The sequence below is a fragment of the Paracoccus sp. (in: a-proteobacteria) genome (genome assembly GCF_030604785.1).
Taxonomy (GTDB): Bacteria; Pseudomonadota; Alphaproteobacteria; order Rhodobacterales; family Rhodobacteraceae; genus Paracoccus.
Window position 1 is genome coordinate 36,251 of the sequence record NZ_JAUVVF010000017.1, and the last position, 23,000, is coordinate 59,250.

General features: G+C 68.4%; 18 protein-coding genes and 1 pseudogene. 12 read left to right on the forward strand and 7 right to left on the reverse strand.

Annotated features, from left to right (window positions below):
- Nucleotides 1–24 precede the first annotated feature (24 nt).
- The 5 genes from QAR72_RS07525 to QAR72_RS07545 form a co-directional block, all read right to left on the reverse strand.
- A complete protein-coding gene (locus tag QAR72_RS07525; RefSeq protein ID WP_304616752.1) occupies nucleotides 25–150 on the reverse strand; it encodes a hypothetical protein in 126 nt (41 codons plus the stop codon).
- 559 nt (nucleotides 151–709) lie between these two features.
- A complete protein-coding gene (yddG, locus tag QAR72_RS07530) occupies nucleotides 710–1,627 on the reverse strand; it encodes an aromatic amino acid exporter YddG (protein WP_304616753.1) in 918 nt (305 codons plus the stop codon).
- Between the two features lie 70 nt (nucleotides 1,628–1,697).
- The gene (locus QAR72_RS07535; protein ID WP_304616754.1) at nucleotides 1,698–2,432 is read right to left on the reverse strand and encodes an AraC family transcriptional regulator; all 735 of its coding nucleotides are present in this window, start codon (nucleotides 2,430–2,432) and stop codon (nucleotides 1,698–1,700) included.
- 90 nt (nucleotides 2,433–2,522) lie between these two features.
- Nucleotides 2,523–3,605, reverse strand: a complete 1,083-nt coding sequence (locus tag QAR72_RS07540; RefSeq protein ID WP_304616755.1) for an ABC transporter ATP-binding protein — start codon at nucleotides 3,603–3,605, stop codon at nucleotides 2,523–2,525.
- The gene (locus QAR72_RS07545) at nucleotides 3,596–4,645 is read right to left on the reverse strand and encodes a substrate-binding domain-containing protein (RefSeq protein WP_304616756.1); all 1,050 of its coding nucleotides are present in this window, start codon (nucleotides 4,643–4,645) and stop codon (nucleotides 3,596–3,598) included. Before QAR72_RS07545 ends, QAR72_RS07540 begins: the two co-directional genes overlap by 10 nt.
- A 156-nt stretch (nucleotides 4,646–4,801) precedes the next feature.
- On the opposite strand from QAR72_RS07545, the gene QAR72_RS07550 reads away from it, so the two are divergent.
- The 11 genes from QAR72_RS07550 to QAR72_RS07600 all read left to right on the forward strand — a co-directional run bounded on the left by QAR72_RS07550 (nucleotide 4,802) and on the right by QAR72_RS07600 (nucleotide 19,582).
- Complete coding sequence (locus QAR72_RS07550; RefSeq protein WP_304616757.1) at nucleotides 4,802–6,448, forward strand: alpha-glucosidase; 1,647 nt, start codon at nucleotides 4,802–4,804, stop codon at nucleotides 6,446–6,448.
- 25 nt (nucleotides 6,449–6,473) lie between these two features.
- A complete protein-coding gene (malE, locus tag QAR72_RS07555) occupies nucleotides 6,474–7,634 on the forward strand; it encodes a maltose/maltodextrin ABC transporter substrate-binding protein MalE (protein ID WP_304616758.1) in 1,161 nt (386 codons plus the stop codon).
- An 87-nt stretch (nucleotides 7,635–7,721) separates the two neighbouring features.
- Entirely contained in the window at nucleotides 7,722–9,245 is a 1,524-nt protein-coding gene (gene malF, locus QAR72_RS07560; RefSeq protein ID WP_304616759.1) for a maltose ABC transporter permease MalF, read from the forward strand.
- Nucleotides 9,246–9,256: 11 nt separating this feature from the next.
- Complete coding sequence (gene malG, locus QAR72_RS07565; RefSeq protein ID WP_282029771.1) at nucleotides 9,257–10,147, forward strand: maltose ABC transporter permease MalG; 891 nt, start codon at nucleotides 9,257–9,259, stop codon at nucleotides 10,145–10,147.
- Nucleotides 10,148–10,266: 119 nt separating this feature from the next.
- Entirely contained in the window at nucleotides 10,267–11,448 is a 1,182-nt protein-coding gene (locus QAR72_RS07570; RefSeq protein WP_304616760.1) for a carbohydrate porin, read from the forward strand.
- A 292-nt stretch (nucleotides 11,449–11,740) separates the two neighbouring features.
- Nucleotides 11,741–11,842 carry a K(+)-transporting ATPase subunit F gene (gene kdpF, locus QAR72_RS07575; RefSeq protein ID WP_304616761.1) on the forward strand — a complete coding sequence of 34 codons (102 nt, stop codon included), beginning with the start codon at nucleotides 11,741–11,743 and terminating at the stop codon, nucleotides 11,840–11,842.
- A gap of 11 nt (nucleotides 11,843–11,853) precedes the next feature.
- Nucleotides 11,854–13,557 carry a potassium-transporting ATPase subunit KdpA gene (gene kdpA, locus QAR72_RS07580; RefSeq protein WP_304616762.1) on the forward strand — a complete coding sequence of 568 codons (1,704 nt, stop codon included), beginning with the start codon at nucleotides 11,854–11,856 and terminating at the stop codon, nucleotides 13,555–13,557.
- 9 nt (nucleotides 13,558–13,566) lie between these two features.
- Entirely contained in the window at nucleotides 13,567–15,606 is a 2,040-nt protein-coding gene (gene kdpB, locus QAR72_RS07585; RefSeq protein WP_304616763.1) for a potassium-transporting ATPase subunit KdpB, read from the forward strand.
- 11 nt (nucleotides 15,607–15,617) lie between these two features.
- Nucleotides 15,618–16,208, forward strand: coding sequence for a potassium-transporting ATPase subunit KdpC (kdpC, locus tag QAR72_RS07590; protein WP_304616764.1), 591 nt, complete (start codon nucleotides 15,618–15,620; stop codon nucleotides 16,206–16,208).
- A gap of 3 nt (nucleotides 16,209–16,211) precedes the next feature.
- Nucleotides 16,212–18,893, forward strand: coding sequence for a sensor histidine kinase (locus tag QAR72_RS07595; RefSeq protein ID WP_304616765.1), 2,682 nt, complete (start codon nucleotides 16,212–16,214; stop codon nucleotides 18,891–18,893).
- Complete coding sequence (locus QAR72_RS07600) at nucleotides 18,890–19,582, forward strand: response regulator (RefSeq protein ID WP_304616766.1); 693 nt, start codon at nucleotides 18,890–18,892, stop codon at nucleotides 19,580–19,582. Before QAR72_RS07595 ends, QAR72_RS07600 begins: the two co-directional genes overlap by 4 nt.
- A 283-nt stretch (nucleotides 19,583–19,865) precedes the next feature.
- Here the strand turns inward: QAR72_RS07600 and QAR72_RS07605 are convergent, their stop codons facing one another.
- Together QAR72_RS07605 and QAR72_RS07610 are read right to left on the reverse strand one after the other, a co-directional pair.
- Entirely contained in the window at nucleotides 19,866–20,867 is a 1,002-nt protein-coding gene (locus QAR72_RS07605; protein ID WP_304616767.1) for an aldo/keto reductase, read from the reverse strand.
- A 250-nt stretch (nucleotides 20,868–21,117) separates the two neighbouring features.
- Entirely contained in the window at nucleotides 21,118–22,788 is a 1,671-nt protein-coding gene (locus QAR72_RS07610) for a hypothetical protein (RefSeq protein ID WP_304616768.1), read from the reverse strand.
- On the opposite strand from QAR72_RS07610, the pseudogene QAR72_RS07615 reads away from it, so the two are divergent.
- Nucleotides 22,766–23,000, forward strand: a pseudogene (locus QAR72_RS07615) (hypothetical protein); the annotation flags it as partial. The gene QAR72_RS07610 and the pseudogene QAR72_RS07615 overlap by 23 nt on opposite strands.

Genomic DNA, 23,000 nt, shown 5'->3' on the forward strand with positions numbered 1-23,000 from the left:
TCGCGCGCCTATTCGCCCGCTTCGTCAGAGAAACAGGCTGTCCCACAGGATCACCGAGCCGATGACCATGCCGAGGACGCAGAAGAACGCGACCAGGCCGCCCATCACCGCAAGGTCGGCGCGGTGCAGGCCGTCATCCCGACGAGGCACGGATTGGTGGCAGCGGGCACAGAACCCGAGGTCGTCATCAGCGTCACCGCAAGCGCACATCCGCCACTCCATCGTCGCGGGCGAATGCCTCGCTTCCGGGTTCGCATGCGCGGACGGACCGGGTGGCCCGTCAATCCATCACTCGCCTCGAATTTCGTCCGACGCCTATATCTGCACCAGTATATCCCCGCAAACCAATAAAGGATAAACCAATGGCTGTCCTGACAAGAGCGACGAGATCGTCGAGCTGGTGGCTCGCCATAGCGCCCTGACCGGCCTGACCAACAAGAGCGAGGGGGTGTGCCGCGCGCTGGCCGTCCGGGTCGGCAGAGGCCATGGCGGCCTTGGCGCCTTATGGCGATGTGGCGGGGCATCCGGCGCGGCTGAACTTGGGCGACGCGCTGTCCTATGCCTGCGCCAAGGCCATCGACGCGCCGCTGCTCTGCAGTGGCGACGGTCTTGCGCGGACCGAACTGGCCTGGGGACGCAATCGCCCGGAAGGGCGATCAACGCCTTGCGTGCGTCTGGCTGTGCCCGGCATCGTGTCTGCCGGGCGGCTTCATCCCGTCGACGCGCGATCTGCGGCGACCTTTGGCAGGCGCCTTTGCACGGGTGCCAGGCTCGCCAGCAACGCCCCAGCCACGATCAGCAGGGCCGAGATCCCGATCAGGATGGTGCCCGGCGCCTGTCCGCTGGCCACGAGCAGCAGCGTCGACAAAAGCGGCGTCAGGTAGGACAGCGCCCCCAGCAGCGGCGTATTGCCGTGCTTCGTCGCATGGTCCCAGGCCAGAAAGGCAAGGCCGGTCGGTCCGATGCCCAGGAACAGGATCGCGGCCCATTGCAAGGGGCGGGGCCAGACGGATTGCTCGAACACCAGATGCCCGATCCCGCCGGCCAGAGCCACGGCGCCGCAGACGCCGATCAGCATGTCGCTCGGGACATGCGCGAAACGGCGGTTGAGCACGGAATAGCCGGACCAGATCAGCGCACACCCCAAAGCCGCCAGATAGCCGATCCCGTTGACCGTCTGGCCGCTTGCCACGTCATCGTCCAGAAACAGCAGCGCCGCGCCCGCGAGGCCCAGTGCCGCGCCCGCCAGATGGCGCAGCCGCAGCCGCCCGCCCCCCGGAGCGAGGGCGGAAAACAGCACAATCAAGAGCGGCCAGAGATAGGCGACAAGGCTGGCTTGCGCCGCAGGAACGGCCGAGAGCGCGTAGAAATAGAGCGTGTGATAGAGAAAGATGGCCAGAAACGCCAAAACCCACGCATCGCGGGGTTGTCTCAGGCGGGACAGGGCGCGGCGCCCCTGCACGACCAGCGCGATCATCCCGCTGGCGAAGGCCACGCCGAAGCTGAGGGTCAGCAGCTGAAACGGGGGAATGCCCGCAGCCGCGACTGTCGACAGCGCAAGCCCGGACCACAGGCCGATGGCCAGAAGCCCGATCGCCGTCGCCTGTGCCTGTCGCTGCCTTGTCATCCACGCCTCCGATCCTGACGGGCAAGATCGGGGAAAAATCGGGCAGGGTCTTGCCCGATCCTCCTGAAGTTCAGGCAATTCCTCCACCGTTCCGCACATCGCGCCGCAGCCGCCCCGGCGTCGTCTGTCGCTCGCGGCGCATGATCCGGGTCAGCGCGCTCTGATCGCCATGCCCGGTGCGGATCGCGATCTCGGCCAGCGAAAGCTGCGTCTGGGCAAGCATCCTTGTCGCGGCATCCAGACGCAGCGCGACCAGCCGGGCATGGGGTGTGGTGCCCCGCTTTCTGACAAAGGCTTCATGCAGCCGGCTGGGGCTGATGCCTGCCGCGCGGGCGATGTCGGCGACGCGGATCGGATCGGCCAGTCGTTCCTGCATGAAGGCCAGCGCCTTCCTGACGGCGATCTCCTGCGCGTCCGGCGGGCGGCCCGGCCGGGCCAGGGATCCAAGCGCCAGCGCGGTCCAGGCCGCCTTGTGCGCCGGCGCGAGGCTGGCCTGACCCCGCGCGGCCAGAAAGTCGATCAGGCCCTGCATGTCGGGCGTGACGGGAAAGAACGGCGACAGGTCCGCCCGCACCTTGCCCGCCGGAGCGTCGAGCACGATGAACATGTCGGATGGCTGCGCCATGAAGGCATGATCGGACCCGGCGGCAACGTAGGAGGCCACTCCTCCGGCGACAAAGCCCGCTTGCGCGCCGATCTCGATGTCCAGACGCCCCGCGCAGGGCAGGATGATCTGGTCGAAGTCATGCAGATGCCGCGTGACCTCGCCGGAATAGCTTCTGATTTCGACGGCAACCCCGTCCATCGGCCGCGCCTCCTCCGCGCCGGGATGTGCCGCCGGCGCTGCGCCATCCTAACCCGGCCGAGCGCGGCAGAGAACCGGCAAGTCGCCGTGCTACGGCTCGATCCGCCGCGTGGTTTCGGGATCGAACAGAGAGATGCGGGCGTGATCGACCGTCAGACCGATGGGGGACAGATCGTTCTCGTCCATCCGGCCGGGCAGCTTGGCGGTCATGGGGTGACCGCCAAGATCGAACACGACATAGCATTCCGAGCCGGTATTCTCGATCATTGTCGGCGTCACCGTCAGGTCGGGCCGGTCGCCAATCGACAGATGCTCGGGGCGGATGCCGAAGATGACGCCGCCCGTCCGGTCGCCAAAGCCCGGCGGCATCGGGATGCGATGCTCTGCGACGCGGATCGTCCGGCCCTCGATCACGGCAGGGCAGAGGTTCATCGGGGGGCTGCCCATGAAGTCGGCGACGAAGGTGTTGGCGGGCGTGTCGTAGATCTGCTGCGGCGTGCCGATCTGCTGCACATGGCCGCCCTTGAGCACCACGATGCGGCTGGCCAGCGTCATGGCCTCGACCTGATCATGGGTCACATAGACGATCGATGCGCCCGTGCTGCGGTGCAGGCGCTTGATCTCGGCCCGCATCTCGACGCGCAGCTTGGCGTCCAGGTTCGACAGGGGCTCGTCGAACAGAAACAGCCTGGGGTCGCGGACAAGGGCCCGGCCCATGGCGACGCGCTGGCGCTGGCCGCCCGAAAGCTGCGCGGGGCGCCGGTCCAGCAGATGATCAATCTGAAGCATCCGCGCGACCTCGGCCACACGGGCCTGTGCCTCGACCTTGGGAACGCGGCGGATCTTCATGCCAAAACCGATATTCTCGCCCACCGTCATCGTGGGATAGAGCGCGTAGGACTGAAAGACCATCGCGATGTCGCGGTCCGCGGGCGGCTCCTGCGTGACCTCGCGTCCGCCAATCCGCAGCGCCCCGGACGTGATCTCCTCGAGCCCGGCGATGCAGTTGAGCAGGGTCGACTTGCCGCATCCCGACGGGCCGACCAGAACCAGGAACTCGCCCTGATCCATCGAGATGTCGATCTTGTGCAGCACCGGAACGGCGCCGTAGGTCTTGTTCAGCTTGACGATCTCGAGCGCGGGCGCGGCCGGTTTGGGATGATCTAGGGCCATGGGGTTCTTCCTGTTTCGGGGGCAGGTCCGGTGGAATCGCGCACGATCAGCTCGGCACGGTTCAGCACCTGCAAGGATTTGGGATCGGCCCCGCCGATCAGATCGACCAGGGCATTGGCCAGCGGCACGCAGGCATCGTGCAGCGGCGCATGGGTGACGGTCAGGGCAGGGGTGAAGCTGCTGGCGCGCAGCATGGGCAGGCCATCGTCATGGGCCATGACCGACACGTCGCGGGGCACGCTGAGCCCCAGATCGACGGTGGCATGCATCACCCCCTCGGCCAGCAGCAGCGATCCGCAGATGAAGGCCGTGGGCGGCGCGCCGCGCTGCCCCGCCAGAAGCGACAGGGCCTGCCGATAGCCTGCGGCCGCCGTCGGCGGATCATGGGTCAGCGCGCCTTCCAGGACCGGCAGACCCGCCTCGGCCATCGCGGCGCGATAGCCCTGCGCGCGGCGCGCGGCATAGGAATACTGGGCCGGACCGTTCAGATAGGCGATGCGCCGATGTCCCAGGGCGGTCAGCAGCTGCACCGATTCCGCGGCCACGGCGTGATTGTCGATGGTGAAGAAGGGGTAATCCGCATCCATCCGGTCGCGGCCGTGCACGACCAGCGGAATGCCGCGCTCGTTCAGGTAGCTGATCCGCGGATCGTCCGTCACCGGCGCGTTCAGGATGAACCCGTCCAGCAGATCCCGCCCCAGCATGCGGCGATAGGGCTCGACCGGGTCGCGGCCCTGATCGACCGCAAGGACCAGATCCGTGTCGCGCGCCGCCAGCGCCGCCGACATGCCGACCAGGATCTCCATGAAGGTCTGGTCCGCGCGGTAATCGGCGCTGGTCTTGACGATCATGCCGACCATCCCCGATCGCCCCGTGGCCAGGCGCTGCGCGCTGCGATTGGCCTGATAGCCCAGCCGCTCGGCCGCTGCCCGGACGCGGAGGCGGGTCTGCGGCGACACTTCGGGAAAGTCGTTCAGAGCCCGGCTGACCGTGGTCACCGACAGGCCAAGTGCCCTCCCGATATCCTTCAGCGTCGTCATGACCACCATGCCCAAACAGCCCCGCAACAACCGCAGCGGCCGTTTCATAATGCACAGCCAAGCCCCGATTGATAGGGTATTTGTACGACTCAAAGCGCTTTGAATAAATTTGAACGGCTGCTAAGGTCGCCTCGAATCATCAAATGGAGGATGCCGGTGCAGGGACGGGAATGGTGGCGCGATGCCGTAATCTATCAGGTCTATCCCCGGTCCTTTCAGGACTCGACCGGGAACGGCATCGGCGATCTGCAGGGCATCATCCGGCGGCTGCCGCACATCGCGGCGCTTGGGGCGGATTGCATCTGGCTGTCGCCCGTCTTCCTGTCGCCGCAAAAGGACATGGGCTATGACGTGTCCGATTACTGCGACATCGACCCGCTGTTCGGCACACTGGCCGATTTCGACGCGCTGATCGCGCGCGCACACGAGCTGGGGCTGAAGGTCATCACGGACCAGGTCCTCAGCCACAGTTCGGACCAGCATCCCTGGTTCCGGGAAAGCCGCTCGAGCCACGACAACCCCAAGGCCGACTGGTATGTCTGGGCCGACCCGCTGCCCGACGGCTCGCCCCCTACCAACTGGCACAGCCATTTCGGCGGTCCCGCCTGGGAATTCGACGCGACGCGGGGGCAGTATTACCTGCACAACTTCCTGGCCGCGCAGCCCGACCTGAACTTTCACAACCCCGATGTGCAGGACGCGATCCTGCAGACCTGCGAATTCTGGCTGCAGCGGGGGCTGGACGGATTCCGGCTGGATACGGTCAACTACTACGTCCATGACGCGCAGCTGCGGTCGAACCCCCCGGCGCAGGCAAGGCGGCAGGTTATGGCGACGGATCTCTACGGGATGCAGCAGAACATCCACAACAAGAACCAGCCCGAGAACCTGGCCTTTCTGCGGCGCCTGCGCCAGCTGACCGACCGCTATGGCGAGATCATGATGGTGGGCGAAGTGGGCGAGATGGGCGACCGGTCGATCGAGCTGATGGCCGAATACACGGCCGGACGCGATCATCTGCACATGGCCTATTCCTTTGCGATGCTGTCGCCCGACTTCACCGCCGCGCATTTCCGCCGCTGCATCGAGGGTTTCCAGAAGGGCGCGCCGGATGGGCATCCCTATTGGTCCTTTTCCAACCATGACGTGCCGCGCCACCCGTCGCGTTGGGCCGACCACGCCGTCAGCCATGACGCGATGGCGCGGCTGAGCTGCGCGATGCTGATGGCCTTCGAGGGCACGATCGGCATCTATCAGGGCGAGGAGCTGGGGCTGTCCGAGACGGTTCTGGACTATCACGAGCTGACCGATCCGCCCGCGCTGCGCTTCTGGCCGGCGGTCAAGGGCCGGGACGGCTGCCGCACGCCGATGGTCTGGGAAGGGGATGCCCCGCATGCCGGTTTCTCGTCGGCGACGCCGTGGCTGCCGGTCAAGGCACCGCAGCAGGCCCGCGCCGTCGACCGGCAGGAAAGCGACCCCGAGAGCATCCTGAACTTCTACCGCCGCACCATCGCGTTCCGAAAGGCCAGCCCGGCGCTGTCCGGCGGCAGGACGACGTTTATCGACCTGCCCGAGCCCGTCCTGGGCTTCCGACGCTCGGCTGCGGGGCAGACGCTGACCTGCCTTTTCAACCTGTCGCCGCGGCAGGCGGATTTCCGTCTGTCGGGTCCCGCGGATCTGACGGGGCCATCCTCGGCGCGGATGGCCGAGGGATTGCTGAGCCTGCCGGGCAACGGCTTTGCATTCCTGCACCATGACGGCGCGCTGGCGCTGCACCAATCGACATTCGAAGCCGCACTTTAAGCGGTTCGCTCTGGGAGGAGACATCATGACACGCACTCTCGGCCTTACGGGCCTGCTTCTCTGCACGGCCACGCCCGTCCTCGCGCTCGAGGATGGCCGGATCGTGATCTGGACGGGGGCGAACCGCGACCGCCAGGCGCTTGAGGCCGCCGTCCAGCCCTTCGTCGAGGATTACGGCATCCCCGTCTCGGTCGAGGTGGTGGACCCGGATCTGGCGCAGAAGTTCCAGCAGGCGGCCTCGACGGGCGACGGGCCGGATATCGTCATGTGGGCGCATGACCGCTTTGGCGAATGGGCGTCGGGCGGGCTGATCGCGCCGGTCCAGCCCTCGGCGGGCTGGGCCGAGGGCATCCTGGGCTCGGCCATCGAGGCGATGCAGTTCGACAACGCGATCTGGGGCTATCCCGTCAGCGTCGAGGCGGTGCATCTGATCTACAACACCGACCTGATCGACACGCCGCCGGCCTCCTTCGACGATCTGATCGCGATGGAGCATGACGGTGCCAGGATCCTGTGGGACTACACCAACGCCTATTTCAGCATGCCGCTGCTGATGGCCAATGGCGGCTATGCCTTCCGCAAGGTCGACGGCTCTTATGACGGGACCGAGACGGGCGTGAACAATGCCGGCGCCATCGAAGGCGCCCGGATGCTGCGCCGCCTGATCGACGAGGGCGTGATGCCGACCGGTGTCGATTACGGCATCATGGAGGGGGCGATGAACCGGGGCGATGTCGCCATGGTCCTGAACGGGCCATGGGCCTGGTCCACCTTGGCCGAGTCGGGCATCAATTTCGGGGTGGCTCCGATTCCGAAGGTCGGCGATGCCGTGAGCACGCCCTTCATCGGCGTGCAGGCCATGGCGCTGAACGCGGCCTCGCCCAATCGCGACCTGGCGGTCGAGCTGCTCGAGAACTACCTGCTGACCGATGAGGGTCTGGCCATCTGGAACGCCGACGGCGCGCTTGGGGCGCTGGCCGACGAATCCGCCGCCGCCGCGCAGGACGACGCCAACATCGCCGCCATGCTGGACATCGCCGCCACCGGCGTGCCGATGCCCTCGAATGCCGAGATGGGCGCCTATTGGGCCGCGATGCAGCCGGCGCTGACGAACATCGTCACCGGCGCGCAGGACCCCGAGGCGGCGCTGAACGACGCCGCAGCCCGGATCCTGGCCGAACGCTGATCCGCACGGCCCGGCGGCCCTGGCCGCACGCCCTGTCCCCGCACATCCGGGGACAGGTTGGCAGCATCATTCTTCGGAGCATCGGACATGACGACAGGGGCCGGACGGTCACGAAGCAGGGCATGGCCGCGCCTGTTGGCGGTGGCTATCGTCGCGCTGATCCTGCTATGGGGCGCCTTCACGCTCTATGCCGCGGGACAACCGCTTCTGGGCGCGATCATCCTGGGGCTGACGACGGGGTTCGTGGTGATCTTCGGATCGGATCGCTTCTATGGCAGCCGGTTCATCTTTCCGGGAATCGCGGCGGTTCTGGTCTTCATCGCCTTTCCGGTGATCTACACGATCTATATCGGCTTCACGAATTACAGCTCGTCCAATCTGCTGACCTATCCCCGCGCGGTCGAGGTTCTGACCGCGCGAGGCACGGTGGACCAGTCGACCGAACAGCCCTTTGCCGTCGCGCGGGACGGCGACGAATACCGCATCTGGCTGCCCGAAAGCGGTCTTCTGTCCGACCCGGTGCCCCTGACCGAAGAGGGGACAGCCGCCCTTTCCCCGGCCGACGCGCCCGAGGCGCTGCTGGACCGGCGCGAGGCGGTCGCGCTGCGCGAGGGCCTTGCCCGGCTGACGCTGGAGACGCCGGAGGGGCAGCTGATCCGCAATGCCGGCCTGCGCAGCTTCGCGCTGGTGGTCCCGGATTACGTCCAGACCGGCCCCGACCAGCTGACGCGCAGCGACGGGACGGTGCTGACCGCCGATCACCGGGCCGGCTTTTTCCGCACCGAGGACGGGGTCGCGGTGCCGCCGGGCTGGCGCGTCAATGTGGGGCTGGCCAATTTCGAGAGGATCTTCACGTCCCAGGGCATCCGTGGCCCCACGGTCGAGATCTTCGTCTGGACCTTCGTCTTCGCGGGCCTGTCGGTGCTGCTGTGCTTCTCGGTCGGGCTGCTCCTGGCGGTGATCCTGCAATGGCAGCATCTGCGCTACAAGCCGGTCTACCGCGTGCTGCTGATCCTGCCCTATGCGGTGCCGTCCTTCATCTCGATCCTGGTGTTCCGCGGCCTCTTCAACCAGAATTTCGGCGAGATCAACCTGATCCTCGACGCGCTGTTCGGCCTCAGGCCCAACTGGTTCACGGATGCGACGCTGGCGCGCACGATGGTGGTGGTCGTGAACACCTGGCTTGGATATCCCTACATGATGCTTCTGGCGATGGGGTTCCTGCAATCGGTGCCCGAGGATCACAAGAAGGCCGCCGTGCTCGAGGGCGCGTCCTCGGTCCGGGTCTTCTTCACCATCACCCTGCCGCAGATCATCCCGCCTTTCCTGCCCCTGCTGATCGCGGCCTTTGCCTTCAACTTCAACAACCTGGTGCTGATCTTCCTGCTGACGCGCGGCCTGCCCGACATTCCCGGCACGGTGATCCCGGCGGGGCGGACGGATATCCTGGCCTCGTTCACCTATCGGTTGGCTTTTGACAATGCGGGCCAGCAATTCGGTCTGGCCGGGGCGATCACGCTGCTGATCTTCGTGGTGGTCGCGGTGATCAGCTATGCCAACTTTGTCGCCATGCGCCGCGCCGCCGCGCGCCGCGCCGGCCGGCCCCTGTAAGGAAGCGCCCGATGATCGTCGAACGTCCCCGCGACCTGCTGATCAAGAAGATCCTGGCGCATGGCTTCCTTCTGGTGTTCCTGGCGCTGATCCTGTTCCCCTTTCTGATGGTCCTGTCGATCAGCTTCCGCCAGGGCAATTTCGCGGTCGGCTCGCTGATCCCCGAGAACCCCACGCTGGAGCATTGGGTCCTGGCCTTCGGCTTCGACTACACCCGCGCGAACGGGGATGTCGTGTCGCCGCCCTATCCGGTCCTGTTGTGGATGTGGAACTCGATCAAGGTCTCGGTGATCGCGGGGCTGGGCGTGCTGGCGATCGCGACCATCTCGGCCTATTCCTTCAGCCGCATCCGCATCCGCGGCAAGGGCGCGATGCTGGACGCTCTGTTCCTGATCCAGATGTTCCCCACGACGCTGGCGCTGGTGGCGATCTTCGCCATCTTCGACGCCTTGGGCGGCGTGACGCCAATTCTGGGGCTGAACAGCCATGTGGCGCTGATCCTGATCTACCTGTCGGGCGTGACGCTGCACATCTGGACGATCAAGGGCTATTTCGATTCCATCGACCGCGCGCTGGACAATGCCGCAGCCATCGACGGGGCGACTCCGTGGCAGACCTTTCGCCATGTCTTCCTGCCTCTGGCAGTGCCGATCATGGCGGTGGTCTTCGTGCTGGCCTTCATCGGCTTCATCAACGACTACCCGATCGCCTCGGTCCTGATCCGGTCGGAAAGCCAGATGACGCTGGCCGTCGGCGCGCGGCTTTATCTGAACGAATTCCGCTATCTGTGGGGCAATTTTGCGGCAGCCGCGATCCTGTCGGGCCTGCCCATCACGATCGTGTTCCTGATCGCGCAGCGCTACCTGGTCCGGGGCCTCGGCGACGGCGCCGTCAAGGGCTGAGGCCGGACCATTCCAGAATGCCCGTTCATCGCCAAGCCCGCCTGGCGGCCGGAACGGTCATGCCCGCGCCGAGCCGCGAAACGGCCCGGCCGGATGACAACCACCAGAGGGAGACAGGGATGAAACCAGTCATTGTCGCGGCGGCGCTGTCCGCCGCCATGGGTGCCACTGCCGTTCAGGCAGAATCGCCCTTCAGCACCACCGGCTATCTGCGGATCGGCGTGGGCGAAAGCGCAGGCGGCGATCTGGCCGCGATGCAGCTGAACGGCGCATGGGCCAAGTATCGCCTGGGCAACGAGGACGATTTCTACGGCGAATTGGGGATCGGCATCGACGCTCCGCTTGGCAATGGCAGCGCCGTCATCGGCGGGCTGCGCTATCACATCGCGGGCGACAGCAACGACCTGACCGACCGGGGCAGCTTTGATGCAAGCGTTGCCCTGCGCGAGGCCTGGCTGGGATATCGCGGGCTGGGCGCGGGCGCTCTGGACGAGGCGGCAATCTGGGCCGGGCGCCGCTACTACAAAAGAAAAGACATCCATATCAATGATTTTTACTATGAAAGTTATTCCAATTTCGATGGCTATGGGCTGGGGGTTGAGAACATCGCGCTGAGCTACGGCACGCTGTCGGTGGCAGGGTTCCGCGAACGGTTCAACCGCGTCCACACCTATGATGCCCGGCTCGAGAACATCGCGCTGGCCGAGAACTGGACGGGCGAGATTGGCGTCGCCTTCGCCGATGCGCGGGGCGATGCGACGGGCGACAACGGCATCGCCCTGCGGGGACATGTGCAGCGCGACGGGTTCTTCGGCGGCTACATGAAGGCCAGCCTGATGTATTCCAACGGCGCGGCCTTCGGGTTCTCGGCCGACGGGGCGCCCGATGTCGGCAAGGACCGCTCGCTGCTGCGGGCGCAGATGCACGGGCTGGTGCCGCTGGACGATCGGACAGAGCTGTTCTTCGTCGCGCTTCACCAGATCGACGATAACGATGGCGAGCAGTCGAAATGGACGTCGCTCGGGCTGCGGCCGCATTACGCGCTGAGCGACAATTTCGCCATCGCGACCGAGATCGGCTATGACCGCGTCAGCGACGACAGCGGCGACCGCGATCTGCTGAAGGGCACGCTGGCGGGCATCTACACGTTCGGCCAGAGCGGCTTCTGGGACCGCCCGCAACTGCGCGCCTATGTGACGCGCGGCTCCTGGAGCGATGTCGGCGCCATCTCGAAGCAGGAGGCCTATGGCACAAACACGGCCGGAACCACGGTCGGGCTGCAATTCGAGACCTGGTTCTGACACCCCCTCGCCGCAGGGGGCACCCTCCTGCGGCAACCTGCGCCGGCGGATCCCGGCGGGGGCGCGCGCCAGATCGCGTGCCGCTGTCGTCCGCCGAGCGATCCTCCGCATCGCCGTCCTTACGCGATCCTTACGCGACCCTCCCGCATCACGCATGGCTTCCTTACGCCGCTTTCGGTGATCGTCCCTGTGACGCAATACGAAGGTGACGCATGTCCGACATCATCTATCTCGCGCTCGGCGCGGGCGGGTTCCTGGCCTTCATCGCCGGCATCCGCGCGCTGGCGCGCCTGTGACGGAGGCGCGGATGTTCGATCCGATCCTCGGCCTCGCCGTCGCGGTGGGGCTTCTGGTCTATCTGGTCGTGGCGCTGATGCGTCCCGACCGGTTCTGAGGGGGCCGCCGATGCCTTCGAGCTATCTGGTCCTCATCCTCTACTGCGCCGTCACGGTCGGGCTTGCCTGGCTGCTGGCGGGATACATGCACCGGGTCTTCACCGGCCGGCGCGTCTGGCCGAGCCCGCTGATCGGCCCGCTCGAGCGCGCCTGCCTCGCCGCCGCCGGACCGGCCGCCGCGCGCCCGCAGGGCTGGGCGGCCTATGGGGCGGCCGTGCTGGCCTTCAACCTGGCGGGGTTCCTTTTCCTCTATGCCGTCCTGCGCCTGCAGGGGGTGCTGCCGTGGAACCCGCAGGGGATCGCGCCGATGCCGCCGGACCTGGCCTTCAACACCGCGGTCAGCTTCGTCACCAACACCAACTGGCAGGCCTATTCGGGCGAGGTCCAGCTGAGCCATCTGGCGCAGATGGTCGGGCTGACCGTGCAGAACTTCGTCTCGGCCGCGACCGGGATGGCGGTGGCCGTCGCCGTGATCCGGGGCTTCGTCGCGCGCGGCGACGGGCGGGTCGGCAACTTCTGGACCGACATGGTCCGCGCGGTCCTCTACGTGCTGCTGCCGATCTCGGTCCTCGTGGCGCTGGCGCTGGTCTGGCAGGGCGTGCCGCAGACGCTCGGCGGCGCCGTCCGCGCGGTCACGCTGGAGGGCGCGGAGCAGATCATCGCGCAGGGCCCGGCGGCCAGCCAGGTCGCGATCAAGCAGCTGGGCACCAATGGCGGCGGCTTCTTCGGCGTCAACTCGGCCCATCCGCTGGAAAACCCGACGATCCTGTCGAACATGGTCCAGTCGGTGCTGATCCTGCTGATCCCGGTCGCCTTCTGCTTCCTCTTCGGACGGATGGTAGGGGACCGTCGGCAGGGCTGGGCGATCTTCGCCGCGATGGGCGTGCTGTTCGTCGCCGGGCTCGTCCTGATCCACGGCATTGAGCAGGCGGGCAACCCGATGCTGGCCGAGGCGGCCGGCGTCACCGGCCCGAACATGGAGGGCAAGGAAGTCCGCTTCGGCGCCACCCTCTCGGCGCTTTGGGCGCAGGCGACGACGGCGGCCTCGAACGGGTCTGTCAACGCGATGCATGACAGCTTCATGCCGCTGTCGGGCCTTGTCATGCTGCTGAACATGCAGGTGGGCGAGGTGATCTTCGGCGGCGTCGGCGCGGGCCTCTACGGGATGCTGCTTTATGTCGTGCTGGCGGTCTTCCTGGCCGGGCTGATGGTCGGGCGCACGCCGGAATATCTGGGCAAGAAGATCGAGGGGCGCGAGGTCACGCTGGCCGTGCTGGCCTTCCTGTCGATGCCGCTCGGCATCCTGGTCTTCAGCGCGCTGTCCGCGGTGGTGCCGGCGGGGCTGGCGGCGGTGCAGGATGCAGGGCCGCATGGCCTGTCCGAGATCCTCTATGCCTACAGCTCGGCCACGGGCAACAACGGCTCGGCCTTCGCGGGCTTCGGGGCGGCCGCGCCCTTCCACACCACGCTGCAGGGCCTCGCCATGCTGCTGGGGCGCTACGCGATCATCATCCCGATGCTGGCCATCGCCGGGTCGCTGGCGATGAAGCGCCCGGCGCCGGCGACGGCGGGAACCTTCCCGACCCACGGGCCGCTCTTCGTGACCCTTCTGGTCATCACCGTCCTCATCCTGGGCGCGCTGACCTTCTTCCCGGCCCTCGTCCTGGGCCCCATCGCCGAGCATGTGTCGATGCTGGGCGGGCAAAGCTTCTGAGGCGGAACCATGAGCAGATCCTCCCTTCCCCTGCCGTCGATGACGGCCCTTGCCCCGGCGGCGGCGCGGCAGGCGCTGGCCAAGCTGGCGCCCCGCATCCTGGTCCGCAACCCGGTCATCTTCGCCACCGCCGTGGTCGCGCTGATGGTCACGCTGATGGGGCTGCGCGACCTGGCGCTCGGCGTGCCGGGCGCGGGCGTCGCCGTTCAGATCGCGCTCTGGCTCTGGGCGGCGGTCCTGATCTCGAACTTCGCCGAGAGCCTCGCTGAGGGGCGGGGCCGCGCCCGCGCCGACAGCCTGCGCGCCACGAAGTCCGAGACGATGGTGCGCGTCCTGCCAAGCGCCGACAGCCCGCACGGGGCGGTCACGGAGGTCTCCTCCGCCAGCCTGAAACAGGGCCAGATCGTGCTGGTCGCGGCGGGCGACATCATCCCGGCGGATGCCGAGGTGATCCAAGGCGTCGCCTCGGTCGACGAAAGCGCGATCACCGGCGAAAGCGCCCCGGTGATCCGCGAATCCGGCGGCGATTTCAGCTCGGTCACTGGTGGCACGCGCATCGTGTCGGACTGGCTGGTCCTGCGCGTGACGGCCGAGCCGGGGCGCAGCTTTCTCGACCGCATGATCGCGCTGGTCGAGGGGGCCGAGCGCGGCCGCACCCCGAACGAGATCGCGCTGAACATCCTGCTGGCCGGGCTGACGCTGATCTTCCTCTTCGTGGTTGTGACGCTTGAGCCCTTCGCGCGTTACTCCGGCACCTCGATCCCGGTCGTGTTCCTCGCCGCGCTCTTCGTGACGCTGATCCCGACGACGATCGGGGGCCTCCTGTCCGCCATCGGCATCGCCGGGATGGACCGGCTGGCCCGCGCCAACGTGGTCGCCAAATCCGGGCGCGCGGTCGAGGCGGCCGGCGATGTGGACGTGCTTCTGCTGGACAAGACCGGCACGATCACCTTCGGCAACCGCATGGCCGACGCGCTGATCCCGGCGCAGGGCGTCGGCCCCGCGGCCCTCGCCCACGCCGCGCTTGGCGCCAGCCGCGCGGATGAGACGCCTGAAGGCAAGTCCATCGTCGAGATCGCCCGCAAGCAGCCCGGCGCCGCTGAGGGGCTTGTAGCGGTGGCCGAGGCGATCCCCTTCTCGGCCCAGACCCGCCTCTCGGGCGCGGACCTGACGGACGGCACGCAGCTGAGGAAAGGCTCGGTCGACGCGATCCTGCGCCATACCGGCGCGGCGCTGGATGCCTCGCTCGCGGCCAGCGTGGACCGGATCGCCCGCTCGGGCGGCACCCCGCTGCTGGTCAGCGAGGGGAGCCGCATCCTCGGCGCGGTGCATCTGAAGGACATCATCAAGCCCGGCGTGCGCGAGCGCTTCGCGGAACTGCGCGCGATGGGCATCCGCACGGTGATGATCACCGGCGACAACCCCCTGACAGCCGCCGCCATCGCGGCCGAGGCCGGGGTGGACGACTTCCTCGCCGAGGCGACGCCCGAGAACAAGCTGGAGCTGATCCGGGCCGAACAGGCCAAGGGCCAGCTGGTCGCCATGTGCGGCGACGGCAGCAACGATGCGCCCGCGCTGGCGCAGGCCGATGTGGGCGTGGCGATGAACTCGGGCACCTCGGCCGCCAAGGAGGCCGCGAACCTGATCGATCTGGACAGCGACCCGACCAAGCTGATCGAGGTCGTGCTGGTCGGCAAGCAGCTGCTGATCAGCCGCGGCGCGCTGACCACCTTCAGCATCGCCAACGACGTGGCGAAGTACTTCGCCATCCTGCCCGCGCTTTTTATCGCCGCTTATCCGGGCCTTGCGGTGCTGAATGTGATGGGGCTTGAAAGCGCGCAGAGCGCGATCCTCTCGGCGGTGATCTTCAACGCGCTGGTGATCCTGGCGCTGATCCCGCTGGCCCTGCGCGGTGTCAGATACGCCCCCGCCAGCGCCGCCGCCCTGCTGCGGCGCAACCTGACCCTCTACGGCCTCGGCGGGCTGGTGGTCCCCTTCGTCGGGATCAAGGTCATCGACATGGCCGTCACCGCCCTCGGCCTCGCGTGAAGGAGACGACGATGAACGACCATATCCGCCCCGCCCTGGCGAGCCTCGGGCTGATGATCCTGCTGACGGGGCTGGCCTATCCGCTGGCGGTCACCGGCGCGGGACAGGCGCTGTTTCCCGAAGAGGCCCATGCCAGCCTGATCCGGCAGGGCGACCGGATCATCGGCTCGGCCCTGGTGGGCCAGGCCTTCGCCGCGCCGCACCACCTGCACCCGCGCCCTTCGGCCGTGGACTACGATGCGGCGGCGGCCGGCGCGAGCAACCTTGGCCCGACCAGCGCGGCCCTGCTGGCCGAGCAGGCCGCGCGGGCTGAGGCGTTCCGCGCGGCGACGGGGGCCGCGCGGGTGCCGGTCGATGCCGTCACCGCCTCGGGCAGCGGGCTCGACCCGCACATCTCGCCGCAGAACGCGGCCGCGCAGGCCGCCCGGATCGCCGCCGCGCGCGGCGCGCCCGAGGCCGAGGTGCGCCGCCTCATCGCCGCCCATGTCGAGCCGCGCTGGCTGGGTCTCTTCGGCGAGCCGCGCGTGAACGTGCTGAGGGTCAACCTCGCCCTTGACGCGGCCTTTCCGCTGGCCCCCACTGCACCGGCAAACGAAGGCTGAACCATGACCGCGACCGACTTGCGCCCGGAACCCGAAGCCCTGCTGGCGCAGGCTGGCCGCGAGGGGCGCGGGCGGCTCAAGATCTTCCTCGGCGCGGCGCCCGGCGTCGGCAAGACCTATGCCATGCTGGAGGCCGCCCGTCGCCGCGCCGCCGAAGGGGTGGACGTGCTCGCCGCCGTCGTCGAGACGCATGGCCGCGCCGAGACCGAGGCGCTGCTGCAGGGCCTCGACATCCTGCCCAAGCGCGCGCAGTTCTACCGCGATCGCATCCTGCACGAGATGGACCTCGACGCGCTGCTGGAGCGCCGCCCGGCGCTGGCGCTGATCGACGAGCTGGCCCATTCAAACATTCCCGGCTCGCGCCACGAAAAGCGCTGGCAGGACGTCGAGGAGGTGCTGGCCGCCGGCATCGACGTGCTGACCACGCTCAATGTCCAGCACCTGGAAACGCTGAACGACCGCGTCGCGCGCATCTCGGGCGTGCGCGTGCGCGAGACGGTGCCCGACGCGGTGCTGGAACGCGCCGACGAGGTCGAGCTGATCGACCTGCCGACCGAAGAGCTGATCGAGCGGCTGCGCGCCGGCAAGGTCTATGTCCAGGACCAGATCGCGCGGGCGGTGCGGAACTTCTTCTCCAAGGGCAACCTGACGGCCCTGCGCGAGATGGCGATGCGCGCCGCCGCGGACCGGGTGGACGCGCAGCTGCAGGAGCATATGCGCGCGAATGCCATCGGCGGCCCTTGGCCCGCGCAGGAGCGGATCCTGGTCGCGCTGACCGAAAGCCCGGTCGCGCGCACGCTGGTCCGCACCGCCAAGCGCATGGCCGACCGGGCGCGGGTGGAATGGGTCGCGGTGACGGTCGCCTCGGCCGAAACCGAACATCTGGCCGACAGCGACCGCGACGCGCTTGTCCAGGCGCTGCGTCTGGCGGAGCGGCTGGGGGCCGAGGTGGCGACGCTGCAGGCGGCCGGGCCGGTCGCGGCCGAGATCCTCGATTACGCGCGCCGCCGCAATGTCAGCCGCATCCTGCTGGGACGCGCGCGCCCCCGACCCATCTGGCGGCGGCTCTGGCGCGAGGACGTGGCCCGCGCAGTGACCGAGGCCGGGCGCGATTTCGAGGTGACGGTCGTCTCCGAGCCTCAGCGCGAACCCGTCCCGCCCGCGGCCCGGCGCTGGCCGCTGGACCGCGAGCCGCGCGCCTATGGCGAGGCGACGCTGATCGTGGCGGCGGCCGGCCTGATCGCGCTGGCGGCCGACTGGATCTTCCCGGTGCCCTCGCTGGCGCTGATCTTCATGACCGGGGTGATCGGCGTGGCCGTGCGCCGGGGTCTCTGGCCGTCGCTTTACGCGTCCTGCCTCAGCTTCCTGATCTACAACTTCTTCTTCACCGATCCCCGCACGACCTTTCTGGTGATCCGCGAGGACCAGATCCTGACGCTGGTCCTGTTCCTGATCGCCTCGGCCCTGACCGGGAATCTGGCGGCGCGACTGCGCGACCGGGCGCTGGCGCAGCGCGAGATCGCGGTGCGGACCAATCTGCTTTACGATTTCGCGCGGCAGGTCGCGGGCGCGGCCTCGTCGGCCGAGGTGCTGCGGGCGGCGGCGGGCCATGTCAGTGCCGCCCTTGGCTGCGAGACGGTGCTGATGCGTCCCGGACCCGCCGGGCGTCCGGTCATCGAGGCATCCGAACCGCCCCGCGAGGCGCTGGAACTGCGCGATGCCTCGGCCGCCGATTACAGCTGGCGCCGGGGCGAGGAAGCCGGTCGCGGCTCGGGGACTCTGCCGGCCAGCCGCTGGCTGTTCCTGCCAGTCGGCAAGCCCGATCGTCGGCTGGCGGTGATGGGCGTGGCCTTTGCCGATAACCGCGCGGTGGCGCCTGCCGACCGCCGGCTGCTGGATGCCATGACCGATCAGCTGGTCGTCGCGCTGGAACGCATCGCGCTGCAGGGCGATCTTGAACAGGCGCTGGTCGCCTCCGAGACCGAGCGGCTGCGCGCGGCCTTGCTGTCCTCGGTCAGCCACGATCTGCGCACGCCCTTGGTCTCGATCATAGGCGCGGCCTCGACCTTGGCTGATCCCGCGCTGGACCTGCCCGACGAGGCGCGCGGCGCGATGGCCGAGACGATCCGCGACGAGGGCGAGCGGCTGGACCGCTACATCCAGAACCTCCTGGACATGACCCGGCTGGGGCACGGCGCGCTGCGCCCCCGGCGTCTGGCCGTCGATCTGCGCGAGATCGCGGGCAGTGCGCGCCACCGCCTGCGCGGCGCCCTGCGCGCCCATCAGGCGGTCGTCGAGGTTCCGCCCGGCCTGCCGCCCGTCCTGGCCGATCCGCTGCTGATCGAGCAGGTCGTGATGAACCTGCTGGACAATGCCGCGAAATACGCCCCCGAAGGCAGTGCGATCACCGTCTCGGCCCGGATCACGGGGACCGAGGCCGAATTGTCCGTGACCGATGCCGGTCCGGGCATTCCTGCCGAGGCGCGCGGCCGGGTCTTCGACATGTTCTACCGCGTGGCCGAAGGCGACGGGCAGCGCGCGGGCACGGGGCTGGGCCTTGCCATTGCGCGGGGCATCGTCGAAGCTCATGGTGGGCGCATCGCCGCCCATGCCGCGCAGGCGGATGGCAGCGGCACCCGCATCGCCCTGACCCTTCCGCTGGCCAACCCGGAGGCCCCCGAATGACGACGCAGCCCGCCCGCGTCCTCATCATCGACGACGAGACGCCGATCCGCCGCTTCCTGCGCGTCGCGCTGGAGGCCGAGGGTCATCACGTCTCAGAGGCCGCAACAGGGCGCGCGGGGATCGAGGCCGCCGCGCTGACCACGCCGGAGGCGGTGATCCTGGATCTCGGCCTGCCCGACCTGGACGGCCGCGAGGTTCTGGCCCGGCTTCGGGAATGGAGCCAGGTTCCGGTCCTGATCCTGTCGGTGCGTGCGGACGAGGCCGAGAAGGTCGCGTTGCTGGATGCCGGCGCGCAGGATTACGTCACAAAACCCTTCGGCATCGGCGAATTGCTGGCGCGTCTGCGCGGACTTCTGCGCGACCGCAGTGCCGCCGCACCGAAAGGCGCGGTTCTGCACATCGCCGATCTGTCCATCGACGCCGCGCGCCGCATCGTCACCAAGGCGGGCGAGCCGATCCATCTGACCCGCAAGGAATTCGACCTGCTGTGGCTTCTGGTCTCGAATGCCGGCCGGCTTGTGACGCAGGGCGCGGCGCTGGAGCATGTCTGGGGGCCGGCGCATCGAGAGGACAGCCAGTATCTGCGCGTCTTCATCCGTCAGCTGCGCACGAAGATCGGCGACGATGCCGGCGACCCCCGCTACATCTTCACCGAAGCCGGCGTGGGCTACCGCTTCACCGACGCATGACGCGATCCGGCCTTGCGCCTTCGGCCGTGCCGGTTGTCGCCCGGTTGCCCTGCTTTGCGGTCGTCGGACAAACTGCGCGCCCCGCCAGAGCGGTCCTTGCCGCTATCGATAGGGCCGGACCTCGCGCCCCTGACACTGGTTCAGCAGGTCCATCGCCTCGTTGAGGTCGGTGCGCAGCCGGCGCAACGATCTTCATATGGCCGAGACGCGCCCGGCACCCATTATTGCGGCAGGGTCGACGCATTGCCGCATGGCCCGAACCGAGACAGTGAGCCGCGCGGCATTATCCGGCGGCGACAGATTGTCCGCCGGAGATCACCTCGCGCGGCAGCTGGAAGATGAAGTAGGGGTTCAGCGATGGCGGCGCGCTGACCGCGTCCAGCCGGGCCTGCTGCGCCGGCGACAGCGCGACCTGAAGCGCCTCGATATTGACTGTCACCTGCTCGGGCCGGCTGGCCCCCGTAATCAGCGTGCCGACGCCCGGCCGCGAAAGGACCCAGGCCAGCGCGACCTGCGCCATGGGCGCGTCCATCTCGGCCGCCACCTCGCGCAGGACGTCCACGATGTTGAAGTTCCGCTCGGTGAACAGCATGCCCCCATAGGGGTTGTCCCCGCGCAGCCGGTCGCTGGAGCCGGCCTCGGCATCCGTGGCGCGATCCGGCACCGCGCCCGCGCGGTCCGCCTCGGCCAGCATCTCGCGGCCGTATCTGCCGGTCAGCAGGCTGCCGGCCAAGGGGCTCCAGGGGGCGATCCCCAGACCGAAATGCGCGGGCATGGGCGCCAGGTCGAGTTCGACCCCGCGATCGATCAGCGACCAGGCGTTTTGAAGCCCGACCGGCCCCGGCAGCCCCTGCGCGGCGGCAAGGGTGGCCACCTTGGCGACATACCAGGCCGGCGTGTTCGAGAAGCCGTAATAGAGAATCTCACCCCGCGCGACCGCCGCGGACAGCGTCCGCAGCACCTCTTCGGGCGGATTCATGCGGTCCCAGACATGCATCCAGTAGAGATCGATCCGGTCGGTCCCGAGCCGGCGCAGCGAGCCCTCGATCCCCAGCCGGATGTTGATCGCGCGGTTGCCGCCATGCAGCGGATGGCCCTGCGCGCGCGCAAAGCCCGACTTGGTCGAGACCACTATCCGGTCGCGAAGGCCGCTCTCCTTCAGGAAGCCGCCCAGCATCCGCTCGCTTTCGCCGCCGCCATAGATGTCGGCCGTGTCGACCACGTTGCCGCCGGCCGCGACATAGGCCTCGAAGATCCGGCGCGGGTCGACGGGCGTGGCCGACACGACATCTTCTGGGCACGGATGCCCGTCGGTTCGCCGGGCCTCGTCCTCAGGCTTGGCGAGAGCGTGGCGGAGGTCCACCCGCTCCCCCAGCTGCGGAACCTCGCGCTTCACTACCGGACGATCAAGGGCCGCGGCAATCTCTGCTTGTCACTCTCGGACCGCAATCAGGTTGACATCTTCGAGACTGCCGCGACGTCGTTGCTGCGGCAGAGGCGGCCGCCAACCCCAGGGTCGCATTGTCGCGCGCAGTTCAGCGCACCCTGCGCTGGCACCATCTGCTGCGCGGGGGAAGCAACTCGAGCGGCCTCAGACGCGGCAGCATCGACATCTGCGCGCGGCTCGCGATCTGGAACGTGCCGAGCGTGTCGGCCTTGCGGATCATCGCATAGGTGCGCGGATCCTCGGCGGGGATGCTGGCCAGGTCGTGGCGAATGCCCTTGTGATCGGCCAGAAGCTGCAGTCCCTTGGCCATGCAGGTCAGCATGCCGAGGGCCAGCACATCCACCTTCATGAAGCGCAGCGCCTCGATGTCGTCCTTGTCCCATTCGATGATCTGGCGATCCTCCATCGCGGCAGGCTCGATGGGGACCAGGTCGTCCAGCCGGTCGTGGGTCAGGACAAACCCGCCCGGATGCTGGCTGAGATGCCGGGGCGTGCCGCGCAGCTGGGCGGCCAGCGTCAGACGCAGGCGGCGGTCGGACGGGTTGAGGTTCAGCGCGCGCAGGTCGTCATCGGTGATCCCCTCCTCGGACCAGGCCCAGATCTGGCCGGAGAGCGTGCGGATCAGGTCCTCGGGCAGGCCGAGCGCCTTGCCGACATCGCGCAGCGCGCCCTTGCTGCGATAGCGGGTCACCACGGCGGTCAGCGCGGCGCGGTCACGGCCATAGGTGCGGTAGATCCACTGGATGACCTCCTCGCGGCGCTCATGCTCGAAATCCACGTCGATATCGGGCGGCTCGCGGCGCTCCTCGCTGACGAAGCGCTCGAATAGGAGGTCGTTGCGGCCGGGATCGATGGAGGTGATGCCGAGGACGAAGCAGACCGCCGAATTGGCCGCCGATCCGCGCCCCTGGCACAGGATGCCGCGCGAGCGGGCGAAGCGGACGATGCTGTTCACGGTCAGGAAATAGGGCGCGTAATCCAGCCGCTCGATCAGGCGCAGCTCGTGGCGCAGGCTGGCCTTGACCTCGGGCGGGACGCCTTCGGGGTAGCGTTCGGCCGCGCCCTCCCAGGTCAGCCGCTCCAGCATGGCCTGGGCGGTCACGGCGGGATCGTCGCGTTCCTCGGGATACTGGTATTCCAGCTCACCCGGCGAGAAGCGGCAGGCCTCGGCGATCCGGGCGGTGCGGGCCAGCGCTTCGGGGTAGCGGGTGAAGAGCCGGTGCATCTCGGCGGGCGTCTTCAGATGGCGGTCGGCGTGACGCTCGCGGCGAAAGCCCAGGGCATCGACGGTGGTGTTGTGACGGATCGCGGTGACCACATCCTGCAGGATGCGGCGATCGGGGGAGTGGAACAGCACGTCGTTGGTGACCACGGTCGCAACGCCCATCCGCGCGGCGAGGCTGGCCAGTTCGTGCAGCCGCAGCTGGTCGTTGGGGCGGCGCCGCAGGGTCAGCGCCAGATGGGCGCGCTCGCCGAAGGCCTCGCGCATCCGGCGCAGCTGCAGCGCGCAGAGATCATCCGCCCGGTCGGGGATCAGGATGCCGATCATGCCCTCGCAGGCGGCAGCGACGTCGGGCCATTCCAGATGGCACTTGCCCTTGCCGGCCCGCCCCTTGCCGAGCGACAGGAGCCGGCAGAGGCGCGAATAGGCCGCCCGGTCGGTCGGATAGACCAGCAGGGCCATGCCGCAGGCCAGGTCGAGCCGGCAGCCGACGATCAGGCGGACGCCAGTCTCCTTGGCCGCCAGATGGGCGCGCACGCTGCGCTGCGGGCACGAGACGAGCCGACAGCAATCGTTTCTCGAGCGCGTCAAGGCAGGCGAGACCGAAATCCGCTGCGACGAGTGCCTTGAGGCCCGCCTTCAGGCCGAGGCCGAGGCACGCGGGTGGGGTGTCGTCAGCTCTGATCCCGCCGGCGACAACAATTATCTGCTCTACCAGCATGGCTGCGGGCATGAGCAGCGTGTTGCGA